Origin of the sequence: Bacillus sp. HNG (genome assembly GCF_003400205.1) — a bacterium.
Taxonomy (GTDB): domain Bacteria; phylum Bacillota; class Bacilli; order Bacillales; family Bacillaceae_L; genus Ferdinandcohnia.
Genome location: NZ_QUQV01000001.1, coordinates 641,690 through 666,127, shown reverse-complemented (window position 1 = coordinate 666,127; position 24,438 = coordinate 641,690). Strand labels below are relative to the sequence as shown.

Below are 24,438 nucleotides of genomic sequence, written 5' to 3'. Positions count from 1 at the left end.
ATAAGCGTTTGTAAAAGGATTTCTTATGATGATTTGCCATTTTGGCCATAACTTGTTGTTCTACATTCAAAATACCCTAATACACTTGTAACATCATCTTAGAAAAATGGTTAGGAGTGGGATTTTGAAAAAGGCTGATCAATTTATCGTACATGCAGACAGAGCAAGGGTCTATTCTGTTTTTATGGATCCACTGAAATTGGGACGATGCTTTCCAGGCTGTAAAGAGGTTAAGCAATTAAGTCCAACTAAATATGAAACATTAGTTGAAGTGAAGGTGCAATTTGTACCCATTAAAATTCAGGGTGTAGGAGAACTGAAAGAGACCATTGAAAATGAGAGAATTGTGGTTGAAATGAAGGGAAAACCTGTTTCACTTGCGGGCTCCTTTACAAATACTCTTATAGCAAACCTAACGTCTATTGAACCAGATAAAACATTAGTTGAATATGAAATGGATTTTGAAATGACTGGTAAATTAGCCAAGGTTGGCGAGGTCTTAATGAAGGGATCGAGTAATAAACAATCCGAGGAATTCATGAAAAACGTACAAGAACTGTTCCAGCATACGTAAAAAATATAGCCAATAATAAAACCACAATACCCAAAAAAGAGATTAGCAGAAAAGAATTCTGCTAATCTCTTTCATTTTAGAAAGTGCTTTCAAAAGACTCTTGTACGATTCGTTCTGGATGTGAATACACATTAAGTTTGCCACCACGGATAAAGCCAACAGCCGTAACATTGAGTTCCTCCGCCATTTTGATTGCTAGATCGGTAGGTGCGGATTTTGACAACACAATGCCGACTCCGATTTTTGCGGCTTTTAATAAGACTTCTGAAGAAATTCTTCCACTAAACACAATGATTTTATCACGAACTGGAATTTTGTTCATTAAGCAATATCCGTATATTTTATCAAGGGCATTATGTCTGCCAATATCGGTTCGGTTAACAATCATTTCGTTAGGCGTACAAAGTGCAGCATTATGCACACCGCCTGTGTCTTTAAAAACAATACTACTTTGTTGCATTTCGTTCATTAAATTGATGCATTCTTCTGGTGTAAGGGTAATGGTTGAAGTTGATGTTTTAGCCGTTTTTGCATCATTCACAAAGTAAAATTGTCTGCCCTTTCCACAGCAGGAACCGATAAAACGCTTTGAATAATACTCCTGACTTGTTGTCACTTCGGTTGTTGTTTCCACATATGCATAGCCCTGACCTTCGTCAATATGAAGACTCTTAATGTCATCTCTGAAGCGGATGACACCTTCAGAAGCTAAAAAGCCAATTACAAGTTCATCTAGCTCAGAAGGGGTACAAACCATTGTCGCAAATTCCTGTTGGTTCAAGATAATGGTTAAAGGAAATTCAGTGACAATTTGATCCTCTTCGTCAATTAATTGACCATCTTCAAATTTGATAATACCTTTTCGAATGGTAATAGACTCTACCATCTTTACACCTCACTTTTGTGGTCCCAATTTTGAGTTAAAGCTTTTCCTAGATTAATTACTAATATATAATCATACTTTTTTTGGTAAAACAACTATTAAGTTTTCTTGCAACTCGAAATAATTTAACAAAAAGCTATTGTAATATTTTCCTAGGTTTGATAATATCGTAACAAATAGTTCACAATATAGACACACTTTTGTCACAGGATAGCGAACCTGTCTCTAGTGCAAAAGGTGGAATATTGGAAACGATTACTGTTAATTTTGTAGTAGCGATCCTGCTAGGGAAATTAACCGTCATCATCCTTTTTATGCTTATTCAAGCATAGGGCTGCTGGCGGTTTTTTTGTTCTAGAGAGAAATACTGCAAAAGGAACATCAATATTTCAAAATAAAGGAGAGAAGAAATGGAAAAGACAAAAAATCGTTGGCTGATCGCAGCCTCGGCAGTTGGCATTCACTTATCAATTGGCTCTGTTTATGCTTGGAGTGTATTTACAAAACCATTACAGACAGAATTCGGTTGGGATTTAACCGACATCAGCATGACCTTTAGTATCGCAATTCTTTTCTTAGGATTATCCGCAGCCTTCCTAGGACATTTCGTTGAAAAATATGGTCCTCGTGCATCCGGTATTCTTGCCGCGATTTTCTTTGGTATCGGAATCACAGGCTCTGGACTTGCAATCAACTTAGAATCACTGCCATTATTATATTTATTCTATGGTGCTTTAGGTGGAATTGGTCTAGGTGTTGGATATATTGCACCTGTATCAACATTAGTAAAATGGTTCCCAGATAGACGTGGAATGGCTACAGGACTTGCGATTATGGGCTTTGGATTTGCATCCCTAATTAGTAGCCCAATCATGCAAAAGCTGATTGTATCGGTAGGAATAGCAAATACATTTTATATTCTCGGAATATCTTACTTTATCATTATGATCCTATCATCTTTATACCTTGCTCCACCTCAAGCAGGTTGGATGCCAGCTGGATTTAAAGAGAAAGTATCATCTGGTACGACTAAATTAAAACAGGACTTATCACAATTAACTGCAAACCAAGCTGTAAAAACAAAACGATTTTATTATTTATGGCTTATGCTCTTCATCAACGTAACGTGCGGAATTGCCATTATCTCTGCAGCTTCGCCACTAGCACAGGAAAGTGTAGGGTTAACACCAGTTGCAGCAGCAGCATTAGTTGGAGTTTTAGGTGCATTTAACGGACTTGGGCGTATTGGTTGGGCATCAGTGTCTGATTATTTAGGAAGACCGAATACATATACAGTATTCTTTGCCATTCAAGTGATTGCATTCCCGTTATTACCACATGTCTCAAATCCGTTGTTATTCCAAATTTTACTTGCCCTTATTTACACTTGTTATGGTGGTGGGTTCTCAGCAATCCCTGCATACATCGGCGATTTGTTTGGAACAAAACAACTTGGGGCGATCCACGGTTATATTTTAACAGCTTGGGCAGCTGCAGGACTTGCAGGTCCAATGTTCGCTTCTTGGATTCGTGATACCACTGGAAGCTATACTCAAAGCTTAACCGTGTTTACGGCATTATTTGCGGTCGCATTGGCGATTTCACTTTTAATCCGTTTAGATATTAAGAAACTACGAAAACAACAAGCTGGAAAAGGTGCTGAGCTTGCTAGTTGACATTCATTGGTAATCTTGATTAACTAAGGTTAATGAAGTTACTGATAAGAGGGTAGAACAAAAATGAATAAGTACGAAGCCGAGTTTAGCAATCTAGTAAGGTCTTTTCGAAAAAAACATATGGGAAAAGGACCGAGTAAAATCACAACAACCTTTTGTAAAAATTGGGCCATTTGTGAAATGGAAGGAAACCTATCTCCAGTTGAAAAGTTTATTGCAGCCGCAGATGAAGGAAAACAAATGCTTCGTGCGGCAAGAACCGAAATGGTAAAAGAAATGTATCGAAAAAACAGACCCGTTGAAATGGAAGAATTTTTAGGTTCAAACCTAGTTGATTTATTTGTAGATATTGATATTGACCGAGATTTCGGAATGTCCGTCTTTGTATTTGATCAAGATTTAGAGAAAAAGTTTTCAACTAAATAAATTACAACAGCAATAAGAGTTCAAAAAGGAGGATGGATAGGACCGAGAGTTTCAAGGCGGCGCAGCTTTGAGTACCGGTGCGTATGCAGTTAATACGTGAGGAACAGAGAAGCAAGCCAACGCAGAAATTCGATGAGTCATATACACCGCACTTTTTGAAAATCCTATCGTGTTGGCACTTGGTAGCGACCCTGCTAAAGACTAACCACCGTTGCATCTTTCTAACATCCTAGAATCATGTTTCGGTGGTTTTTTCTATAATTCGTACCTTTTATAAAGGAATAGGCAGTTTGAATACCGAAACCATAGTTAACTTCAATTAGCAGAAGCTTGCTCTTCTGCAAATCAAAGTTAAAGCCTCCGGCGGATGCCACGATTTTTCAAAGGAAGTTTTTCGAGGCATAAGATCAAAGACTAAGAACGCCACATCCTGTGGCAACGTCTTTGTGACCCACCTCGTGTGGGCCTAAAAAAATCGGGCACAAATACGCCAAGGCGTATTTGAATATAAGTTGACTTTCACCATACACATAGTAATAACGAGTAGGAAGAGGGGGATTAATCATGGGAGAAACAAAGCATCAGGGACCAATTAAGACTACGAAAATGCCACAACCAAAGCACTGGGTCAGTCCGATTCCCTTTGGTTTAGGAAAGGTGAAGCCAAAGCACATTCGTGACACGATGAAAGTGGCTTGGGAAAATAAGGACAATCTCGGATATGCAACCCGCATTTTAACACAGGGTGTATGTGATGGCTGTGCTCTTGGTGTTTCTGGTCTTTATGACCAAACACTGAAGGGGCCACATATGTGCACAACTCGCCTTAATGTGTTACGTCTAAGTACAATGCCAGCCATTGATTCAGAAATTCTCCACGCAGATATTGATGAACTGCGTAAATATAATAGCACTGAACTTAGAAAATTAGGAAGAATTCCATATCCAATGATTCGTAGAAAAGGAGAAAGAGAGTTTTCTAAAATCTCCTGGGATGAAGCGATGGATATGATTGCGGAAAAGATGCAAAAGTTGAATCCGAAGCAATATGCTTTTTATTTAACTTCTCGTGGGATTACGAATGAATCCTATTATGTAGCTGCTAAAGTTGCTCGTTTCCTAGGTACGAACCATATTGATAACGCTTCACGAATTTGTCATTCTCCTAGTAAAACAGCGATGAAGCGTTCCGTTGGTGTTGGTGCATCAACTGCCAATTATCAGGATTGGATAGGTGCAGACGTTTTATTATTCTGGGGTAGTGTGGCTTCAAACAGTTCACCTGTTTCTACAAAATACATGCTCGAAGCGAAAAAACGCGGTACAAAAATTATAGTCATTAATCCACATAGAGAACCGGCAATGGATAAATATTGGATCCCATCCAATATGGAATCCGCTTTATTTGGAACAAAGCTTGCGGATGATTTCTATCAAGTTAACATTGGTGGAGATATTGCCTTCATGTTCGGAATTATGAAGCATTGGTTTGAAATGGAGGAAGACCAACATGGTTCTGCAATCAACCATCAATTCGTGAAAGAACATGTAAATGGGTTTGAAGAATTAAAAGCACATGTTAAGGAACAAAACTGGGATGAGATTGTAAAATCATCTGGCGTGTCGAAGGAACGAATGATCGAGCTAGCGGAGCTTCTAGCCAATAGTAAAAATGTGGTGTATACATGGGCTATGGGATTGACGATGCATTCCTTTGCGACCGATAATATTTCACAGGTAGCAAACCTTGCCCTTCTTCGTGGCCACCTAGGGCGTAAGAACAACGGACTAATGCCTTTCCGTGGTCATTCCTCTGTACAAGGGTCAGGTGAAATGGGAGCAGATCCATTTGTTCTGCCTGGCGGCGAATTTGATGAAAAAAATATTGAGCGAATGGAAAAGGTTTGGGGCTTTGAGATTGAAAAGTGGCAAGGCGATATTGTCGGAGTCACATTAGAAAATATTGTCCTTCCAGATGATCATGAGCGAAAAGTTAAGCTTTATTATATGTCCGGCGGAAACTTCTTAGAAACCATGCCAGACCCTGATTTTGTTGAAAAAGCGTTATCCGAGCTTGAAATACGTGTCCATCAAGATATCATTTTAAATACGTCAACCCTATTGGATGCGAAAGAAGCTGTGATTGTGTTACCTGCAAAAACCCGTTATGAACAAGAGGGTGGAGGAACTTCGACTTCGACAGAACGAATGGTGTATTTTTCACCTGAAATTGAAGGGAATAAAAATGAGATAAAAGAGGCTCGCGCAGAATGGAAGATTTATGTGGATCTCGCCAAGCGAGTTAAACCTGAAAGTGCACATTTAATTGATTTTAAGAGTGGACAGGAAATTCGCGACGAAATTGCGATTGCCAATCCAAACTACAATGGAATCCAACATCTTAAGAAAAAAGGGGATGTGTTCCAATGGGGAGGAGCATGGCTTTGTGAAGGTGGCGTGTGCCCGACCCCTGATGGAAGAGGGAACTTAATTCAAGTTGAAATTCCTGACTTCGGGAAAAAAGAAGAACAATTCGTGTTAACCACTCGCCGTGGAAAGCAATTTAACTCGATGATTTATAAAGAGGTCGATCCATTTAATGGAGCAGGCCGTTATGATGTGTTAATCAATCCTCAGGATGCTGCAGAGCTTCGTATTACAGAAGGAGAAGCGATTGTTGTTCATAATGGCTTTGGTGTCTTCCAAGGGAAAGCAAAATTTGCGGATATTGCAAGAAAAAATCTTGGCGTATTCTTCCCAGAAGGTAACTTTTTACTTCCAAAGGGTCGCTATGAAAAATTTGCAGGAATCCCTGATTACAACATTGCAGTGTACGTTGAAAAAGCTGAACGTTTCAATGCACGGAAGGATACACAATATCAAGAAAAGGAAATTGAGGATGATCTAGACATCGATCCTCCAGCATAAATGATTATGCCCCCAAATCTAAAAGTTGGGGGCATTTTTATGCGTAAAACAGGGAATTGTTAAAAATAATGTTAAATATTCTGAGGTGTTACAATTGATTTCGTTTCGTGGAGATGCACATAAAATCTATTTAAAGCTAAAAAGGAATGCGCGCAAAGATCGAACATTTAAACATTTGAAGGAAATGGAAGAAGTGCGTTCCATCCAACTCTTTTATGAAGGAATAGACTCGCAGACCTTAAAAATCATTTATTATCGCATGTTAAAAGAAAAAAACGGGTCCGGCATCATTCCCATTTTAATTACAGCCATACCGTGGTTTTTATTTCTTTTTTCTAATCAATTGCAAAAATTTTTGTTTGGAAGAGGATATCTTTATCTAATTCTCTTCACCATTATTTATTTCTTTCTCCTTTTTTTTACTGTCATACTACACTTTCGCGAAAGAGCATGGGCATCTTTCCATATTAAAATGATTTGTGATATTTTGGAGGAACGAAAAGAAGTTGGGAAATGAGTTCCCAACTTCTTTTTAATACAGCACTAGAATGATGGTTAGGGTTAAAATTCCCATCATGATAGATGAAATTAACCCAACAAATAAAGGGCGTAAACCAACGGATTTAATCTTTTTAAAATCTGTACCAAGACCCACGCTCGCCATTACCATAAGGATTAAGAATTTCGCTACTCCATCTGTTACACTCGTCAGTGATGTTGGTAGTGAGAAAATCGTATTAATCGCAACAGCTCCAGCGAAAAATAAGATAAAGGTTGGAAATACCTTGCTCATTTTTACTTTGTTTATTGTGCTCCCTTTTGATCTCATTGAAATGATGATTGATAGAATGAGAGTCACAGGTACTAACATGAGTGTTCGAATTAATTTAATGACAACAGATGTATCTCCGGCAGCGCTGCTATAACTATACCCCGCAGCGACTACTGACGAAGTATCATGAATCGCTACACCTGCCCACATTCCAAAAATATCGTCTGGCATCGAAAAAAGATGTCCTATCAGAGGGTAGAATAATACTGCCAACACATTAAAAGCAAAGATTGTATTAATCGCATAAGCCGTTTCTTCCTCTTTTGCACGAACAATCGGACTTGATGTTACAATCGCGGTCGCCCCACAAATGGCGGTTCCAAGTGAAACGAGAATCGGGATATTTCCACCAAGCTTAAATAGCTTGGCCAAAATAAAAGTAAATAGAATACCAGATAACACCGCAATAATGACTAAAAGGATTGCTTCATATCCAAGCTGAAAAATACTTGCATAACTTAGCCCGAAACCAAGCAACACAATGGCCGTTTTCAGTAACGTCTTTAATGTATAGGAGATACCTTCTGTATAGACCGCCGGAATACGTAGAAAATTTCGAACCAGGATGCCAATAATAATGGCAATCACTGCTCCTCCGATTAATGGGAAGTCTTTCCCTAAAGAGTTAGCTAATACTCCGATCATAAAAACAAGAGCGATACCGGGTAGTTTGTTCCGAAATGAGAGTGTATAATCGAATAAGAAAGATTTTTTTTCATATGGTTGTGATACTTGTAGATCTGCATTCCTCACGTGCTTCATCCTCGACATAGTTTTTTAGTTTTATATTACCACAGGGTGGATACCCTTCCCACCTTAATCTTCTTCCTTTATAATTAACTTAACGAATGATTTAAGAATAAGAACGCCACGTTTGAGTGGCAACGTCTTTGTGGCTCACATCGAGTAGTCTAAAAAAAGAGGAAGTGATTTCTCACTTCCAAACACGAACAGATAAAGAATAAGGAGCTAACACCACACTGTATAGTATGCACGAAGGTACTCGGACATGTGGGGTAGTACACTACGTCAAACGCACATTTTTGGCAAATGAAGTAAAATAATTAAAAAAGGTGTTTTATATGATTGAAGAAGCAAAGCAAGTTTTACAGTCGTATTTTGGTTACCCGTCTTTTAGACCGGGACAGGAATCCATTATCGAAAATATTTTACAGGGAAACGATACACTCGCGATTATGCCAACTGGAGGCGGAAAGTCGTTATGCTATCAAATTCCAGCTCTGATTTTTGAAGGAATCACAATTGTCATTTCCCCATTAATCTCATTGATGAAGGACCAAGTAGATACATTGCTTGGTGTGGGTATATCAGCTACTTATATTAATAGTAGTATTTCAATGCAAGAAATTCAGGAAAGACTGCAGGATGCACGCGCTGGCCGCTATAAAATAATCTATATTGCTCCTGAACGACTCGAATCCTCTCAATTTCGATCCCTTTTATCTTCGATACCCATTTCTATGATTGCTGTTGATGAAGCGCATTGTATTTCACAATGGGGACATGATTTCAGGCCGAGCTACCGAAATATTCATTATATGATTGCGGAACTTCCATCAAAGCCGGTTGTAGCAGCATTAACTGCAACTGCAACGGTTGAGGTAAAAGAAGATATTTGCAGCCAACTTCAGATTGACCCTTATGCTGTATTCATCACAGGGTTTGCGAGAGATAATTTAACTTTCAATGTCTTAAAAGGTGAAAACAAGCGAGATTTTGTGAAAAGCTTTTTACTAGAGAATAAGAATCAATCGGGGATTGTTTATGCCGCAACCCGTCGGGAGGTTAATGAACTTCATTCGTTTTTAGAAAGAGAAGGCTTTTTAGTGGGAAAATATCATGCTGGGTTATCGGATGAAGAACGAAAACAAGCACAGGAGGATTTCCTGTTTGACACCGTGAATGTTATGATTGCGACAAATGCATTCGGTATGGGAATTGACAAAAGTAACGTCAGATACGTGATTCACTACAGTCTTCCGAAAAATATTGAAGCCTACTACCAAGAAGCGGGACGAGCAGGGCGTGACGGTGAAAAGAGTGATTGTTATCTCTTATTTGCATCACAGGATATCCAACTCCAAAAATTCCTAATCGAGCAATCTACAGTGGATGAAGTGAAAAAGGAGCAGGAATATCATAAACTCCAGCAAATGATTGACTATTGTCACACGGAGAAATGCTTGCAAAGCTACATCCTGGAATATTTCGGGGAGAAGGAGAGTGTGGAATGTGGTCGCTGTTTTAATTGTAAAGATGACCGTGAAAAAATCGATGTGACAACTGAGGCGCTCATGGTATTCTCATGTATCAAACGGATGAAGGAGCGCTATGGAAAAACCTTGGTTGCACAGGTGTTAAAGGGTTCAAGGAATAAAAAAATTCAAGAGTTTGGTTTTACTTCCTTGTCGACCTACGGTTTATTAAAGCAGTATTCAGAAAAGCAAATTGTCGGCTTAATTGACTTTTTGGCTGCAGAAGGATATGTCAAACTGACCAACTCTCAATATCCAGTGCTCATTCTTGATTCAAAGGCATTACCTGTTCTAAAGGGAGAAGTCAAAATTTATAAGAAGGAACAGGTGAAGAAAAAGCAAGTTGTGACCGACAATACGTTATTTGAAATTCTTCGCGAGGTACGTAAGGAGATTTCTGCCAGGGATGGGGTTCCACCGTATATCGTCTTTTCAGATAGTACATTACGGGAAATGAGTGAAGTGGCTCCTGTAGACGAGAAAGAACTTCTTGAAATTAAAGGGGTTGCGCAGACGAAGCTAGAGCGGTATGGAGAGGATTTCTTAACAGCCATTCGGGAATATGTGGAGGAAAAAAGTGCAGTTAACTAAAGGCACCACATTTGTGGTGCCTCCAGAGTGTAGACAAAGTCAGTGTTGACTTTGTCTACACGATTTTTTAGAGGATATCTAGATATCAATTACTATCCACAGACTGGCTTGAAAACGCTTGTCAAACAAGGCGCCCAGCCAATCGAAGACGCGATAAGAAGTTGCCTTCATGAGCGGACGAGAGAGGCAAGCAACGCAGTATGCGAGCGTTTGTCAACAGTCTAAAGGCACCACATTTGTGTTGCCTTACTTTTATGCTTGGAAGAGTTCTTCCATGGCAAGATTACGTTTTTGTTGTTCTTCCTCAGATGCTAAATCATATTTCTTTAAAAGGTGAAAGAATTCGTTTAGTGTAAGTTGGGTACGTTCTGTCTCTAAAAATTGAATCGCGTTGTGATAAAGTTCTTTCGGCAAAAAGGTTTCTTGACTTTGAAGTTTTTTGACCACATCTTCTAATGTGTGATCGATGTTACATGTAGACATTTGACTTACCTCCATTTCATGATCGTACCTTAATTCTAGCATGTTTGAAGAAGGATGAATATGGTAGAGGGGGTCTTTAGGTGAAGTGTTGGGCAGGAAACTGTAATTTTGTGCTAGTACTTGGTTTAAATAGTAGAATGCGAAGAATGACAAGTCAGCTATCATCCCCACACATGGATAGAATTAGGAAAAGGTGAACCAGTAAACTAATTAATCGTCCCCGCACATGGATAAAACTAGGAAAAGGCGAACCAGTAAACTAATTAATCGTCCCCGCGCATGGATAAAACTAGGAAAAGGCGAACCAGTAAACCAATTAATCGTCCCCGCACATGGATAGAATTAGGAAAAGGTGAACCAGTAAACTAATTAATCATCCCCACACATGGATAGAATTAGGAAAAGGTGAACCAGTAAACTAATTAATCATCCCCACACATGGATAAAACTAGGAAAAGGTGAACCAGTAAACTATTTTATCGTCCCTGCACATGGATAAAATCAGGACAAGATGAACTCGCAAACCAATCTAGTAACCCCTCAATTAGGAAAAGTAGGAAAAAACGAAGGGGTTACCAAAATACTGCCCAATCAACGCTCAAAACACCCCGAGTGATATCCCACACTACACATTTCATAACCATCTGGTAAAATTGGTAAAAATAGAAGGGGAGGGTTGAGGATGGCCTATTACATTTGGATATTCATAAATGCGCTACTTGTTGTTAGCACAGTTATTTACATATGGATTTTTAGAACCCATGACTCTCAAATCGTTACCTTAGGGCAGGCTTTTTCCCAAATTGCAATTATCCTTTTTATCGTGAATGTAAATATGTATTTTATCTTTCTAGTCATCCGGAGGACAAAGGTTCGAAAACTCAAAATAACTCTTGCCAAGCTATCACGCTATATGATGAAGTCACATATTAAGCTTGCCATCATTGGAACAATTTTGATCGTTTTTCATGGGGGAATTATGTTGGTCAAACTCGGTGAAATTGTGGGATATACAAGTCCTAAGATCATAAGCGGAATTTTAGCCATTCTATGTTTAGCGCTGACGATTTTTGCAGGATATCTACGGCATAAAAGGGCCTCAGGATTTAGGCGGAAATTCCATTATACAAGCGCTTTTATTTTCACCTTCGTATTCCTGATACACATCTTTCTTCCTATATAGACATACAAAAAAGACCGCCCACATTTCCGTTCTGGTTAGTCCCGCAACAAGCGATGTTGGAAGTAGTGGACGGTCTTAAGTTTAGTATATGTTTTAGGGTCAAACTATTATGCGTTTTTCAAAGTGGAAATGATACTATTTTTAATGTCATTCCAAAGCGCTTCATCTGTTGTGATCCGCTCAGTAAAAGATTTGATAAACGCCTTAAATGCAGCATCATATTCAGGCGACTCCTTATCTGGAACCTGTGCCTTTAATTCATCCGCAATCGCTTGAGCTTCTGGCGCTCTTGGTCCCCATTTACCAACCTCTTCAAAGTCTTTGTTCACGAAAATAATAATTGGAATCGAACGTGACTTTCCGTTTGTTAAGTATTGATCCATTAGCTCTAGATTTTCATCGCGAATTAAATAACGAGTTTCGAGCAATGCCTCATCTGCAATTCTCATGAGGATAGGGAGGTTTACCATTGCATCACCACACCAATCAGCTGCCAAAATGATTGCTTTTAATTCTTTTTCCTGAAGTGCCTGGAGTAGTTCTTTATCAGATTCGTCTAAACGAAACTGATTATACACCTTTAGTAAATTTTCTTTATGAACTTGCATGCTGTTAATATAGTCGTATTGGTTCATGCCTTTTTCAAACCATGGCTTTAAGTTTGTCATTATGTATGCCTCCTCAAAATTATTATCTGCATTTACTATAAATGATTAAGGAAAATCATACCACTAAGTTGCTTATGAAAAATCATGAACCGTTTCGTGAAATTCATAGTAATCGTGTGTTGGAAAGCTTGGAATCATGAGGTCTTCTTCCATTAGAACATCGGTTAATACATTGTAGTCACCGTGAGCGGAAGGCATTTCTGTTTGCGTCCATTTCCGACACGCTCCTGTAAAAGCAATTTGATTTCCGTTTACAAGTCTAATTTCATGAAGAAGACCATCAAGTTCAACATAACCAATTCCATTATTTTCTGATAGTTTTTCAAGTAATTCCTGGTTTGAAATATTCATTTTCATTCCCCCAATTATTGATAGGTTTGCCTACAATCATACAAATAAGCTATCCAAGTATTGTTAGTTGAACAGTTCATATTTGTTCAAAAAACGTGACAAAATAGAGTAGCCAGGGTGAAAAGTGAAAGCGACTCGCCCAGAAACGAGAAGGCTTCCTAAGAACGTCACATCCTGTGGCAAAGTCGGCACTAGCACTTCCTGTGCGTCGGAGACTCCGACAAATAGGCGTCTTATGTCTCTACGGAGGAGTTGAAATTTCTCGAGTTTCTAGTCGCTTAAGCTGGACAAGATACCTTCCTTTGGTGATTAAGCATGAGGAGTGATGCTATTGTGAGATGGCAAAGGTCACTAATGGGTTTACTTAAGGATCGAAAAGACAAGAAGATTGCATTAGCCATTGATACTTCAACCAATCAAGTACGATCCATTTTAATAAACAATATTGTCAAATTTTTTGGTGAAATGATTCCAGAAACCCAGCTTATTCAAGCTGATTTTAAAATTAGAAGCATCACAGCTATACAAAATCCTACTATTAAATATTATACGCATGGCAAGTCCTCCTATACGGAAGTGCTCGAGTGGGCAGATCAGGAGAAAATTGATACCTTGTTTTATATAACGGATGTTACAGGCTATTTTTACGATGAATTGGATGTAAAAGCCGAAGTATTTTGGCTCGTTCCAGATGATTATGTACCGAAAGTACCGTTTGGAAAGGCGATAAAAGTGGCATAACATGGATGAGGGCGTCTAGAATGTTTCTAGACGCTTTTACTTTTCGAAATTGTTATAATTTTTTAAGTGAATCATTTCTTACTTGACGGATTGGTATAAACTGAATTATATTTTAATACATTGACATATAAAAGGGGGAAAATCATATGAGTTTACTAGGTATTGTTAATATCGTTTTGATGGTCTTATTGCTATTATTATTAGTTTATATGCAAAAAAAGCATGTCTCATTTTCAAAACGAGTATTTGCAGCACTTGGCTTAGGAATTGTTTTTGGTCTTATCCTGCAACTCATTTATGGGGCAGAATCAGAAATTATTTCCGAGTCGATTAGTTGGTTTAACATCGTCGGTAACGGCTATGTGAAATTTTTACAAATGATTGTCATGCCACTTGTTTTCATTTCTATCGTTTCCGCATTTACGAAAATGAAATTGGCAAATAATATCGGAAAAATTAGTTTCCTCATCCTTGCTATTTTAGTAGGTACAACAGCAATTTCAGCTCTAGTTGGGATTGGTACAACTGTTGCATTTGATTTGGAAGCTATCCAAATTGAAGCTGGAGATGCTGAAACAGCAAGAGGAGAAGCACTCGACCAGCGCTATGCTGATATTCAAGATAAGACGTTTCCAGAACAAATTGTCGATTTATTACCAGCCAATCCATTTCTAGACTTTACTGGCGCTCGTCCAACTTCAACCATCGCGGTTGTTATTTTTGCGGCGTTTATCGGAATGGCTTTCCTTGGAGTTCGTCGTAAAGATCCAGAGAATGCAGATCTGTTTGCGAAAATAATTGATGCGCTTTACTCAGTTATCATGCGTGTAGTAACGATCATTTTACGCTTAACTCCTTATGGTGTTCTTGCAATTATGACACGTGTGACAGCTACCAGTGATTATGGTGCGATTTATAAGCTTGGAAAATTTGTTGTCGCATCTTATGTTGCGTTATTGATTGTCTTTGCAATCCATTTATTGTTACTAACATTCGCTGGATTAAATCCTATCACTTATCTGAAAAAGGCATTCCCTGTTTTAACATTTGCCTTTACATCGCGCTCTAGTGCAGGGACTCTACCACTTAATATCAAGGCACAAACAAATGATTTAGGTGTTTCAGAGGGTATTGCCAACTTTGCAGGATCATTTGGCCTATCCATTGGTCAAAACGGTTGTGCCGGTGTATATCCAGCGATGCTTGCTGTGATGATTGCTCCGACAGTTGGTATAAATCCATTGGACCCATCGTTTATTTTAACAGTAGTAGTGATTGTTGCAATTAGCTCATTTGGCGTTGCTGGTGTTGGTGGAGGAGCAACATTTGCTGCCATCCTTGTCTTATCAGCTCTCGATTTACCTGTTGCATTAGCCGGTTTATTGATTTCTGTTGAACCTTTAATTGACATGGGTCGTACAGCACTTAACGTTAGCGGCAGTATGACAGCGGGTGTCCTTACAAGTAGAATGACAAATGAACTTGATAAAGAAACATATTCAAACCCAACGCAATCACTAGGTGCATAAGATTTCTTGTAAAAAGACCCTTTATTGGGTCTTTTTTTGATAAAATAATATAAAAACCGGGTTTGGAGTGGGTGTGTTGGAGATTCGTTTTGACCATGTTGTTCATTATGTGAATGACCCACATGACACAATGGCAGCTTTTCAATTGTTGGGTTTTCATCCTGTAAAAGGTGGAAACCATGATTTCTGGGGGACCTACAATACATTATGTTATTTTAAAAATGTAGCTTATATTGAATGGATTGGAATCAACAAATTAGATGTTACAAAGGAAGGTAGCCATCCGTTTAGTAGCCACCTTTACAAAGACTATCAGCTAGGAGAAGGGCTTTCTCAAATTGCATTTCGAACATCCTCGATAAAAAAGGTACAAAAACAGCTATCTGAAAAAGGGTTTAAAACTCTCGGGCCATTCCCAGGATCACGAAAGCGACCGGACGGCACGATGCTTGAATGGTCGATGCTGTTTATTCAGCACACACATCCAATGCCATTTTTTATTGAGTGGGGAGAAGAGGATGCAGTCAGGGAAAAAGACCTTATTTCAAAAGGTATGTATGTTCCGGATAGTAAAGGAATTTCGTATGTTGGCTACTCGGTGAAGGAACCCCAAACAACTGCAAGGCTTTGGGCCGATGTATTAAAAGGGACTATTTCGGACACGGTTCTGCCTGGTACTGAACAACACGCTTTTAAAGTAAACCTCGACTCTATAGATGTTTATTTTTGTAATGAAAATCATCAAAGAGGTGAACGGCCATATATAATGGGGATTGAACCTCGAAAGGGAAAAACAATCACCCTACATGGTGCAAACTACAACTTATGAAAAAGAACCAACCGCATGATACGGTTGGTTCTTGTTTTGGGCGAGATTCACTTTTCATAATTTTATTGCCGCGGTAGATTTGAAAATCTTAAACAACGAAAGCCCTACCTCTCTTTCGTCCTTTCGGCTCCGAAGCCGGTCCAGTGTGAATAAGTCTTTCTCAAATGTAAAAGATAAAACGAACTTATCTTTCTATATATAAAAAATTATGTTATAAGTTTTAAGGGAGCAAAATATTATTATACGGCAAATTGAATTTATTGTCAAATGGTTACGAGGTGCTTGTCATGTTTAAAGAAGTTTTTAAAAAGCGATTGTGGCTCATCTATTTTTTGGCAAGCCTTTTTTGGATTACATTCTCTGAATATCTCTTGGATAAATTTCCTTCTGTCAATGCGAACTATCTTCAGATTGGAAAAGGACTCGTTTTCGTCTTTTTTACTACGCTTCTAATCCATCTGATCATCAAGAAGCATGATGCCTATATTAAGGCTTTGGAAGAGCAAAATGAACTGACGACACTAATCAATGCAATGCCTGATTTCGTCTGTTTTAAAGATGGACAAGGGAGGTGGATTCGTGTCAATCGGTATGCAAAAGATCTCTATAACCTCCAAACGGAAAAGTATAAAAATAAAACGGATATAGAAATTGCACAGATGTATCCAGATTTTAAGGAATACTTGATTCAAAATATTCAATTAGATGAAGAGACCTGGGAAAAGGCGAGGGAGACTCGTTATGAGCAAACCATCATGATTCCTAGTGGAGAACTTAAAACCTTTGATGTCATTCGTGTCCCTTTATTTGAAGAGGGAAAGAGAGCTGGCCTTGTTACTATAGGAAGGGATATATCAAACGTGAAGGCTGCTGAAGAGCTTGCCCGGAGAAGGGAAAAACTCTCTGTTGTAGGTGAATTGGCTGCTGGAATTGCTCATGAGATACGAAATCCTCTTACAACGATCAAAGGCTTCGTCCAATTGCAAAAGGAAAAAGACGAGCCAAACTCCCAAATATCAGATATCATCCTTTCTGAACTCGACAGAATTAATCAAATTGTCAGTGAGTTACTTGTATTTTCCAAGCCACAAAGTAAAATTCTAAAGGAATTTAAAGTAAGCGACCTTATTGATTATCTGATCAAACTCACCTCACACGAAGCAATCCTTCATAATGTGGAAGTAAGAGTCGAAAATCTGGCAGCCGAGGCGCTTCTTTATGGAGATAAAAACGAACTTATACAGGTATTTGTCAATGTCATCAAAAATTCAATAGATGCCATGCCTACTGGAGGGAAAATAAGAATCCGTACGTGGGTGAATAATGATAAAGTCAAAATTGAAGTCATTGACACTGGGGTCGGAATTCCAAAAGAAAGACTTGAAAAAATAGGGGAACCATTTTTTACATTAAAAGAAAAAGGAATGGGACTTGGGCTCACGATGAGCAATAAGATTATTCAAGATCATAAGGGAACCTTCAATATTAGAAGTAAAGTTGGATTGGGAACAAAAGTAATCATCACATTACCAAGTAGACATCCGTAAACAGAGATCCTTATGCTCAAATGATTGATTTCTACTGCTCGTTCAGATAGGATATGAGGGTATGTACAGTAAAAAAGTGGGGAATTAAGATGTCTGATATTATCATATCTAAAGCTCTAAATAATAATGTAATTATTGCAGATCACTCCGACTATGGGGAGGTCGTTATCATAGGGAAGGGCATCGGCTTTAACCGAAAGAAACATGATGTACTGGATGATGCGAGTGTGGAAAAGCTGTTTGTTCTAAAGAATGAAAAAGAACAAAAAAATTATATTAAGCTTCTACCATATTTAGAGGATGATTTACAGAGAGTAATTATTTCTGCTATCGAGTTAATTAAAAGAAGAACGGAATCGTCGCTTAATGAGCATATCCATGTGGCCTTGACCGACCACTTGATGTTTACTGTGGCGAGGGTCTCACAGGGGATGGAAATCCGTAATCCTTTTTTAATAGAAACGCAAGCATTGTATCCGAGGGAATACGGAATAGCCAAAGAAGTAATGGATCTATTTAGGGAAGAAAGTAATATACTCTTACCTGAGGGAGAAGCAGGGTTTATAGCCCTCCACATACACAGTGCAATAACCAATAAAGAATTGTCGGAAGTCAATATGCACTCTCAACTTGTGACAAAATTGGTGCAGACGGTAGAAGATCAGTTGAAAATAGTGATAGATAAAAATAGCATTGATTATATGAGACTTGTACGGCATTTAAGATTTGCAATTGAACGGGTAAAAGCTGGAGAGAAAGTAGAAGAACCTGAAATAATCACTGCTCTCTTGAAAGAAGAATATCCCTTATGCTATAATCTCTCATGGAAACTCATTAAGATAATGCAGCAAACATTAAAGAAGCCAGTTTTTGACGCTGAAGCTGTCTATATTACGATGCATCTGCAGAGGCTTCAGAAGAAAATTAAATAGTACATTGTTTTTGACGTGTCACTGATTCGATCAGGCATGAGTAAAGAGAATGATTAAATGAAGTGTAACAGGATATACCTTCCATTTTTCGGAGATAGTATCCGTGCGGCTTCTTTTGATTGTTCTTTCTTACTCATGTCTTTTTTTGTTTTTTGGACATTCTTAATGAGAATGAAAAAACATAGGGGGTTTTTACATGTTTAAAAAAGTTTTTGGCATCCTGCAAAAGATCGGTAAAGCGCTGATGCTACCTGTAGCACTATTACCGGCAGCAGGTCTATTACTTGGGATAGGAAATGCTATGCAACAAGAATCAATGCTGCAATATCTTCCGTTCCTGGATGCTGATTGGATTCAACTCGCTGCATCAGTGATGGAGGATGCAGGTGGCATTGTCTTTAGTAATCTAGCCCTTATCTTTGCGGTTGGGGTAGCGATTGGCTTAGCTGGTGATGGTGCAGCAGCACTTGCCGCTTTAGTTGGTTATTTAGTTCTAAATCAGGTAATGAGTTCATGGCGGGGAGTAACTCCCGAAATGCTTGCTGACAATCCAGCATTTGCGTCCGTTTTAGGAATTCCAACATTGCAAACAGGTGTATTTGGAGGAATCATTGTTGGTCTAATTGCTGCGTTTGCCTACAATCGTTTTCATGATATAGAAATGCCTTCATTTCTTGGTTTCTTTGCAGGTAAACGTTTTGTTCCGATTGCAACAGCCGCATTTTCTTTTATAGCAGGTCTTTTATTATTAATCATTTGGCCACCAGTGCAAGAAGCAATGAATAGTGCTTCTCTATGGCTAATAGAAGAAGGTTCGTATTTTGCTGTGTTTTTCTTCGGATTAATAAAAAGATTGCTGATCCCGTTTGGATTACATCATATATTCCATGCGCCGTTTTGGTACGAATTTGGTTCTTATACAACATCAGCTGGACAAGTTGTTAGGGGAGATATGACAATTTTCTTTGCCCAATTGAAAGATGGGGTAGATATTACGGCTGGTAACTTTATGGCTGGTGAATTTCCAATTATGATGTTTGGTTTACCGGCTGCTGCACTTGCGATGTATCATGCTGCACGTCCAGAAAATAAAAAACTTGTAGCCGGTTTATTAGGTTCGGGTGCTCTAACATCGTTTTTAACTGGTATCACAGAGCCGCTAGAATTTTCATTTATGTTTGTGTCTCCTATTCTTTTCTTAATCCACGCAATCTTGGATGGATTATCTTTTGTTCTAATGACGGCTTTGAATGTTAATATTGGCTATACCTTCTCGGGTGGAGGAATTGACTTTTTCTTATTTGGTATTTTGCCTGGTAGAGAGCCTTGGTGGATTGCGATATTAGTAGGTCTTGTTTTTGCAGTTATTTACTATGTTATATTCCGTTTTGCAATTAGTAAATTTAATCTCATGACACCTGGACGTGAAGTAGCAAAAGGTGAAGAGGAAAAGGAAGGGAAGGCTGGAGATCTCGCTTTTAACATCCTACATGCAATGGGCGGACAAGAAAATATTGCACATCTTGATGCGTGTATTACTCGACTTCGTGTTTCTGTAAACGATATTAAACATGTAGATAAGGATGAGTTGAAAAAACTAGGAGCGGCTGGTGTGCTAGAAGTTGGAAATAATATTCAGGCAATCTTTGGCCCACGCTCTGAAATCATTAAAAGTCAAATGCAAGATGTAATGAGCGGGAAAAAGCCCCGTGAAGTAGAAACGAGCCGGAATGAAGAAGTAAAACCAGATATATTGACTAATGAATATCATGGTGAAGATCAATTTGTTTCACCAATTAAAGGTGAAATAAAACCAATTACCGAAGTACCTGATGCCGTATTTTCTGGAAAAATGATGGGTGATGGCTTTGCGATTATTCCGTCAGAAGGTGTGATTGCTTCACCTGTTAATGGGAAAATTATCAACGTGTTCCCAACAAAACATGCGATTGGTATTCTATCTAATTCAGGTCGTGAAATTCTTATTCATGTTGGGATTGATACAGTTAATCTAAAAGGACAAGGCTTTGAAATATTTGTGAGTGAAAATGATAAGGTCGAAATAGGTCAACAGCTTTTAAAAGTTGATTTAGATTATATTAAGGAAAATGCAACCTCAATTATGACTCCAATTGTATTCACAAACCTTGCAGAAGGCGAAAAGATTGTGAATAAAAAGCAAGGAAATATTGATCTCTCTGAAGAAAATATCATTGAGATTACAAAAGCATAACTAAAATGAAACAGACAGACCATAGGCAATTTTGTGGATCTGTCTGTTTTTATTTATCGTTTGTTAGAAGGAGAGTTCATGACTCTCTTTTTTTATAGCCTGGAAATTATAAAATTTATCATTGTGGATAACTTTTATTGGATGTATCCACGTCCAGCTCCTGCCCCTCAAGGTCATAAGCCAATCGCTTCGGAAGGCAAGAAGTGCCTTCTGTCAGCGCTCGTCTTATGCTTGTCGGGGCTGATCAAGGCGCTTGCGCTTTTGTTCATAGGATTAATTCCAAGCATTGCAGAATAATTATGTTGGAATATACCTACATTTTTGATAAATTTAAATTATCATAGAATTACATATTTTAGTGAATACGGAGGGCGCTTATGTCTGTAAAAGAGAATGTGTTAAAAATCAAAGAGAATATTGGGAAAGTAATCATCGGAAAGGATGATGTGATTGAGTTAGTCCTAAATTCTCTCATTAATAAAGGTCATATTTTACTAGAAAGTGTTCCTGGCACAGGAAAAACAATGCTTGCCAAGAGTTTTGCAAAATCGATTAGTGGTAATTTTAAGCGCATTCAATTTACTCCAGATGTGCTTCCAAGTGATATTACCGGAATTCAATTTTTTAACCCGAAGGAGCAGGAATTTCAACTACGTCCGGGTCCGGTTATGACCAATATCCTGTTAGCCGATGAAATTAACCGTGCGACTCCAAGGACGCAATCTAGTTTACTTGAGGTTATGGAAGAACGACAGGTAACGATTGATGGTGAAACATTAAAACTACCTTCACCATTTGTCGTAATCGCAACACAAAACCCAATCGAATCACAACAGGGAACTTTTCCACTTCCAGAGGCTCAAATGGACCGATTTTTTGTGCAAATTGATCTTGGCTATCCAAGCTTTGAAGAAGAAAGGCAAATCATGAGAACGTATCGACAAAACAACCCAATCGAGGACATTTTAGAAGTTCTTACAAAAGAAGAGATTCAAGCCATGCAAGCGGAAGTCGGGGAAGTCAGGCTTTCTGATGAAGTTGAGGATTATTTATTACGAATCGTTCATGCCACTAGAAATCATGCAGATGTCGAAGTTGGAGTGAGCCCAAGGGGGACGCTAGCACTGATGAAAGCTGCTCAGGGTAAGGCATATTTAGAAGGGCGTATGTTTGTAACTCCAGAGGATATTAAGTTTATGGCTCTGTATGTGATTTCACACCGTCTTGTACTGACGATGGAGGGATCATTGAAGAAGACGAATCGCCAGATCGTTCAGGAGTTGCTTTCAACCGTTTCTGTGCCGGTAGAAGCTGGAGCTGTAAAATAATGAACTGGCAACGGCAAATATCAATTGGAAATGAAATGTCCTACTTGATCTTCCTTTCTTCCACATTTATTTTAGTGGGGATCCTTTCCCAGGTTTTTTTACTTGTGTTTGTTGGGGTACTATTTCTTTTATTTGTCTTTTTAAACAAATATTATTTAAGGCATGTTGGAAATAAAATAATCATTTCTGTTGATAAGGATACTGTCAAACTCTTTAAAGGTGAAGAAAGTGATTTTTCTCTTACGTTGAGTCAAGAGGGTCTGTTACCAATCTTTAATGGTCACATCCGGATGACGATAGATCATGTAGTAGGTTTTAAGAATGAAAGAAAAGTATTAGAAACGGAACAGATAGAACTAACTTTACCGCTAACTCTTTTCGGAAGACAGGCCTTTACGACAACACTTCCATTCGAAGGGAAGCAAAGGGGAGTTGCGAAAATCCGTACACTCGAGATAAGAATTCCCCATTTATTTGGCTTTGGTGAGGCATATCTTCGTTATTTGAAGCCAGTTAACTTTGAGACGATCATTTATTCTTCACCTGAAACCGTAGGAGGAATTGAAAAAATCGTTCCGAAAAATCAAGGGGAGTACCCTATCCGGACTTCGTTTTTTGAAGACATGACAGCGATTGTTGGAACGAGGAGTTATGTACCAACCGATCCTTTTAACAGGGTTCACTGGAAGGCGAGTGCACGTACCAATCAATTGCAAACAAAACTATTTGATAAAACGGCTCAGTTTTCATGGACGATCATTATCAATGTACGTGAGCGAAAATTGGAGAAATATTTAAGCGGATTAACGTATTTGCTAGAAACAGCAACCGTAAAAAATATTCCTTTCGAGGTTTTTGTCAATGTAAGGAGAGCTGGAAAAACACCCTATATCCATCTGCCTCTTGGAGTAGGGAAGGAGCATTTAGCGAAAGCACTCGAATTGATTGCTAGGCTGAGTAAACATAGTGTGACAATTCCATTTCATTACATGATCAATAAAATTACAAGACAACAGCAACTATCACCCTATATGATTGTGTTAGGAGAAATGGAAGAAAATGAGCAATTGATTTTACGAAGTTTTGCAAGAAAAGGTGTCGATTGTTTTAAAATAATCGAAAATGAGGACGCGATTTATTTACAGAAAGCTTCCTCCTCAGTGAAGAGGGGGGATTCATATGCGATTTAGTCAATCATTACTTAAGTCCTACCAATATGTAATGGAAGTCATCCTTCTCTATGTTTTATTCATGCTGTTATATATTCACACGGAGCAGTTGCCACCTATTCTGCCATTTCTGTTTATTACAGGTGTTGGAGCTATGGTGATTGCGTTCTTGTTATCACTGATGAAATCAAACACACCGTATGTATTTATTATGTTAGTTGTACCACTGCTTGCTCTTGTTAGCAGTGAAATAGGGATGTCTTTCAGTCAGAGTCTAGTTCTTGGAGCTATCGTTTGTTACCGTATGGTTGTTCATTTTCATAAAAATCCGAAGCTGACAGAAGCATTTATCTTAAATGGTAGCTTGCTTTTTGGTGGACTTACGTATTTTGCGGCAAAAGTTCAAGGGTATATCTATAGTGATCTTGTGTTGTATTTACTTGTGACCCAATTGGTGTTCTTTATGATTGGTAAAATCTTAAACAGTGTAAGTACGAGTTCACTTGTCATGAAAGAGATGGCCACGAAAAACAACTCATGGTCTGTAGTCGGATTATTTAGTGGTCTGTTTGTAGGTGCTATTGGTGTTGCGGTGATTTTTCCAATTGTTTTTGTGAAGGGCTTGTCTTTTGTATCAACAATTATTGGGACCAGCTTGTATTGGGTCTCAAAGCCACTTTTTAATGCAGTTGAAGATATTGATTCATTTAGAGGCTCACGTGGTGAAAGTGTTGGTTCCTTAAATTGGGAGGATAATGATAATAAAAATCCGTTTTTAGAAATGCTAGGATATTTTGATATCTGGTTTTATCTAACGATTTTAGGGGCGATCATTTTAGCGGTGATTCTCTTCTTATTAGCTAGAAAACGATTTGTAAAAGAGGCAGTTGTAGTGGGAGATGTCTTTCAATATGCAACTGTCACTGAAGGGATTCAGGTGCCTACTGCAAAATGGAGAAGACCAAGAAAACAAACGCCACAGGCAAAGGTTAGAAGGCTTATCCTTGAATTAGAGGTCCTTTCGGCTCAGAACGGCCTAGGTCGCTTTCATCATGAAAGTGTCACAGAATGGCTAATGCGAAACCAATTCCTCGATGCTCGTCTTGTTGAACTCTACGAAAGAGTAAGATATGGAGATGAAGAACTGAACGATAATGAAAATGCGGCTTGCGAGGAAATGGCGAAGGAAATAAAAGCAAAAATAAAAAATGTAAAAAAGCAAAAATAAATTAAAAAAGAACCTGACGTTCCATTCAGGT

The 24,438-nt window shown here is 38.5% G+C and carries 21 protein-coding genes; 16 read left to right on the top strand and 5 right to left on the bottom strand.

The features are described from left to right. Positions 1-124 precede the first annotated feature (124 nt). On the top strand, positions 125-574 hold the full coding sequence (locus tag DZB84_RS03180) for an SRPBCC family protein (RefSeq protein ID WP_116350789.1): 450 nt from the start codon (positions 125-127) through the stop codon (positions 572-574). A gap of 76 nt (positions 575-650) precedes the next feature. On the opposite strand, the gene fdhD is transcribed toward DZB84_RS03180, so the two are convergent. After that, entirely contained in the window at positions 651-1,460 is an 810-nt protein-coding gene (fdhD, locus tag DZB84_RS03175; RefSeq protein ID WP_116350788.1) for a formate dehydrogenase accessory sulfurtransferase FdhD, read from the bottom strand. Positions 1,461-1,867: 407 nt separating this feature from the next. Between fdhD and DZB84_RS03170 the strand changes: the two genes are divergently transcribed. The 4 genes from DZB84_RS03170 (at position 1,868) to DZB84_RS03155 (ending at position 7,004) form a co-directional block, all read left to right on the top strand. Beyond that, positions 1,868-3,133, top strand: coding sequence for an L-lactate MFS transporter (locus DZB84_RS03170; protein ID WP_116350787.1), 1,266 nt, complete (start codon positions 1,868-1,870; stop codon positions 3,131-3,133). Between the two features lie 63 nt (positions 3,134-3,196). Beyond that, complete coding sequence (locus tag DZB84_RS03165) at positions 3,197-3,559, top strand: Na-translocating system protein MpsC family protein (RefSeq protein WP_116350786.1); 363 nt, start codon at positions 3,197-3,199, stop codon at positions 3,557-3,559. 564 nt (positions 3,560-4,123) lie between these two features. After that, positions 4,124-6,487: an FdhF/YdeP family oxidoreductase gene (locus tag DZB84_RS03160; RefSeq protein ID WP_116350785.1), complete on the top strand. Its 2,364-nt coding sequence runs from the start codon at positions 4,124-4,126 to the stop codon at positions 6,485-6,487. 94 nt (positions 6,488-6,581) lie between these two features. Beyond that, positions 6,582-7,004 (top strand): hypothetical protein, encoded by a 423-nt coding sequence (locus DZB84_RS03155; protein WP_116350784.1) that lies wholly within the window; start codon positions 6,582-6,584, stop codon positions 7,002-7,004. A gap of 15 nt (positions 7,005-7,019) precedes the next feature. Here the strand turns inward: DZB84_RS03155 and DZB84_RS03150 are convergent, their stop codons facing one another. Continuing rightward, on the bottom strand, positions 7,020-8,072 hold the full coding sequence (locus DZB84_RS03150; protein ID WP_189655123.1) for a YeiH family protein: 1,053 nt from the start codon (positions 8,070-8,072) through the stop codon (positions 7,020-7,022). Between the two features lie 329 nt (positions 8,073-8,401). Between DZB84_RS03150 and recQ the strand changes: the two genes are divergently transcribed. Then, a complete protein-coding gene (gene recQ / locus DZB84_RS03145; RefSeq protein WP_116350782.1) occupies positions 8,402-10,186 on the top strand; it encodes a DNA helicase RecQ in 1,785 nt (594 codons plus the stop codon). Positions 10,187-10,438: 252 nt separating this feature from the next. Here recQ and DZB84_RS03140 read toward each other — a convergent pair whose 3' ends face one another. Then, on the bottom strand, positions 10,439-10,669 hold the full coding sequence (locus DZB84_RS03140; RefSeq protein ID WP_116350781.1) for a group-specific protein: 231 nt from the start codon (positions 10,667-10,669) through the stop codon (positions 10,439-10,441). Positions 10,670-11,351: 682 nt separating this feature from the next. On the opposite strand from DZB84_RS03140, the gene DZB84_RS03135 reads away from it, so the two are divergent. Further along, positions 11,352-11,852: a hypothetical protein gene (locus DZB84_RS03135; protein WP_116350780.1), complete on the top strand. Its 501-nt coding sequence runs from the start codon at positions 11,352-11,354 to the stop codon at positions 11,850-11,852. Positions 11,853-11,959: 107 nt separating this feature from the next. On the opposite strand, the gene DZB84_RS03130 is transcribed toward DZB84_RS03135, so the two are convergent. Both DZB84_RS03130 and DZB84_RS03125 read right to left on the bottom strand, forming a co-directional pair. Further along, positions 11,960-12,520: a thioredoxin family protein gene (locus DZB84_RS03130; RefSeq protein ID WP_116350779.1), complete on the bottom strand. Its 561-nt coding sequence runs from the start codon at positions 12,518-12,520 to the stop codon at positions 11,960-11,962. Positions 12,521-12,592: 72 nt separating this feature from the next. Next, positions 12,593-12,871, bottom strand: coding sequence for a hypothetical protein (locus tag DZB84_RS03125; protein WP_116350778.1), 279 nt, complete (start codon positions 12,869-12,871; stop codon positions 12,593-12,595). Positions 12,872-13,204: 333 nt separating this feature from the next. Here DZB84_RS03125 and DZB84_RS03120 point away from each other — a divergent pair, with 333 nt between their 5' ends. The 9 genes from DZB84_RS03120 (at position 13,205) to DZB84_RS03075 (ending at position 24,407) form a co-directional block, all read left to right on the top strand. Beyond that, positions 13,205-13,612 (top strand): VWA-like domain-containing protein, encoded by a 408-nt coding sequence (locus DZB84_RS03120; protein ID WP_116350777.1) that lies wholly within the window; start codon positions 13,205-13,207, stop codon positions 13,610-13,612. Positions 13,613-13,758: 146 nt separating this feature from the next. Then, entirely contained in the window at positions 13,759-15,141 is a 1,383-nt protein-coding gene (locus DZB84_RS03115; protein WP_116350776.1) for an L-cystine transporter, read from the top strand. A gap of 76 nt (positions 15,142-15,217) precedes the next feature. Then, positions 15,218-15,970, top strand: a complete 753-nt coding sequence (locus tag DZB84_RS03110; protein WP_116350775.1) for a VOC family protein — start codon at positions 15,218-15,220, stop codon at positions 15,968-15,970. Between the two features lie 287 nt (positions 15,971-16,257). Then, positions 16,258-17,517, top strand: coding sequence for an ATP-binding protein (locus DZB84_RS03105; protein ID WP_116350774.1), 1,260 nt, complete (start codon positions 16,258-16,260; stop codon positions 17,515-17,517). Positions 17,518-17,606: 89 nt separating this feature from the next. Then, positions 17,607-18,449 carry a glucose PTS transporter transcription antiterminator GlcT gene (glcT, locus tag DZB84_RS03100; RefSeq protein WP_116350773.1) on the top strand — a complete coding sequence of 281 codons (843 nt, stop codon included), beginning with the start codon at positions 17,607-17,609 and terminating at the stop codon, positions 18,447-18,449. A 196-nt stretch (positions 18,450-18,645) separates the two neighbouring features. Beyond that, positions 18,646-20,682: a glucose-specific PTS transporter subunit IIBC gene (ptsG, locus tag DZB84_RS03095; RefSeq protein WP_116350772.1), complete on the top strand. Its 2,037-nt coding sequence runs from the start codon at positions 18,646-18,648 to the stop codon at positions 20,680-20,682. A 377-nt stretch (positions 20,683-21,059) separates the two neighbouring features. Next, entirely contained in the window at positions 21,060-22,010 is a 951-nt protein-coding gene (locus tag DZB84_RS03085) for an AAA family ATPase (RefSeq protein WP_116350770.1), read from the top strand. Next, positions 22,010-23,200, top strand: coding sequence for a DUF58 domain-containing protein (locus tag DZB84_RS03080; protein ID WP_116350769.1), 1,191 nt, complete (start codon positions 22,010-22,012; stop codon positions 23,198-23,200). The genes DZB84_RS03085 and DZB84_RS03080 overlap by 1 nt, the downstream gene beginning before the upstream one ends. Next, a complete protein-coding gene (locus DZB84_RS03075) occupies positions 23,190-24,407 on the top strand; it encodes a hypothetical protein (protein ID WP_116350768.1) in 1,218 nt (405 codons plus the stop codon). The genes DZB84_RS03080 and DZB84_RS03075 overlap by 11 nt, the downstream gene beginning before the upstream one ends. Positions 24,408-24,438: the final 31 nt, after the last annotated feature.

Coding starts and splice junctions, on each gene's coding strand:
- fdhD (WP_116350788.1), bottom strand. CDS start 1,460: ATGGTAGAGTCTATTACCATTCGAAAAGGTATTATCAAATTTGAAGAT.
- DZB84_RS03170 (WP_116350787.1), top strand. CDS start 1,868: ATGGAAAAGACAAAAAATCGTTGGCTGATCGCAGCCTCGGCAGTTGGC.
- DZB84_RS03165 (WP_116350786.1), top strand. CDS start 3,197: ATGAATAAGTACGAAGCCGAGTTTAGCAATCTAGTAAGGTCTTTTCGA.
- DZB84_RS03160 (WP_116350785.1), top strand. CDS start 4,124: ATGGGAGAAACAAAGCATCAGGGACCAATTAAGACTACGAAAATGCCA.
- recQ (WP_116350782.1), top strand. CDS start 8,402: ATGATTGAAGAAGCAAAGCAAGTTTTACAGTCGTATTTTGGTTACCCG.
- DZB84_RS03140 (WP_116350781.1), bottom strand. CDS start 10,669: ATGTCTACATGTAACATCGATCACACATTAGAAGATGTGGTCAAAAAA.
- DZB84_RS03135 (WP_116350780.1), top strand. CDS start 11,352: ATGGCCTATTACATTTGGATATTCATAAATGCGCTACTTGTTGTTAGC.
- DZB84_RS03130 (WP_116350779.1), bottom strand. CDS start 12,520: ATGACAAACTTAAAGCCATGGTTTGAAAAAGGCATGAACCAATACGAC.
- DZB84_RS03125 (WP_116350778.1), bottom strand. CDS start 12,871: ATGAATATTTCAAACCAGGAATTACTTGAAAAACTATCAGAAAATAAT.
- DZB84_RS03115 (WP_116350776.1), top strand. CDS start 13,759: ATGAGTTTACTAGGTATTGTTAATATCGTTTTGATGGTCTTATTGCTA.
- DZB84_RS03105 (WP_116350774.1), top strand. CDS start 16,258: ATGTTTAAAGAAGTTTTTAAAAAGCGATTGTGGCTCATCTATTTTTTG.
- glcT (WP_116350773.1), top strand. CDS start 17,607: ATGTCTGATATTATCATATCTAAAGCTCTAAATAATAATGTAATTATT.
- ptsG (WP_116350772.1), top strand. CDS start 18,646: ATGTTTAAAAAAGTTTTTGGCATCCTGCAAAAGATCGGTAAAGCGCTG.
- DZB84_RS03085 (WP_116350770.1), top strand. CDS start 21,060: ATGTCTGTAAAAGAGAATGTGTTAAAAATCAAAGAGAATATTGGGAAA.
- DZB84_RS03080 (WP_116350769.1), top strand. CDS start 22,010: ATGAACTGGCAACGGCAAATATCAATTGGAAATGAAATGTCCTACTTG.
- DZB84_RS03075 (WP_116350768.1), top strand. CDS start 23,190: ATGCGATTTAGTCAATCATTACTTAAGTCCTACCAATATGTAATGGAA.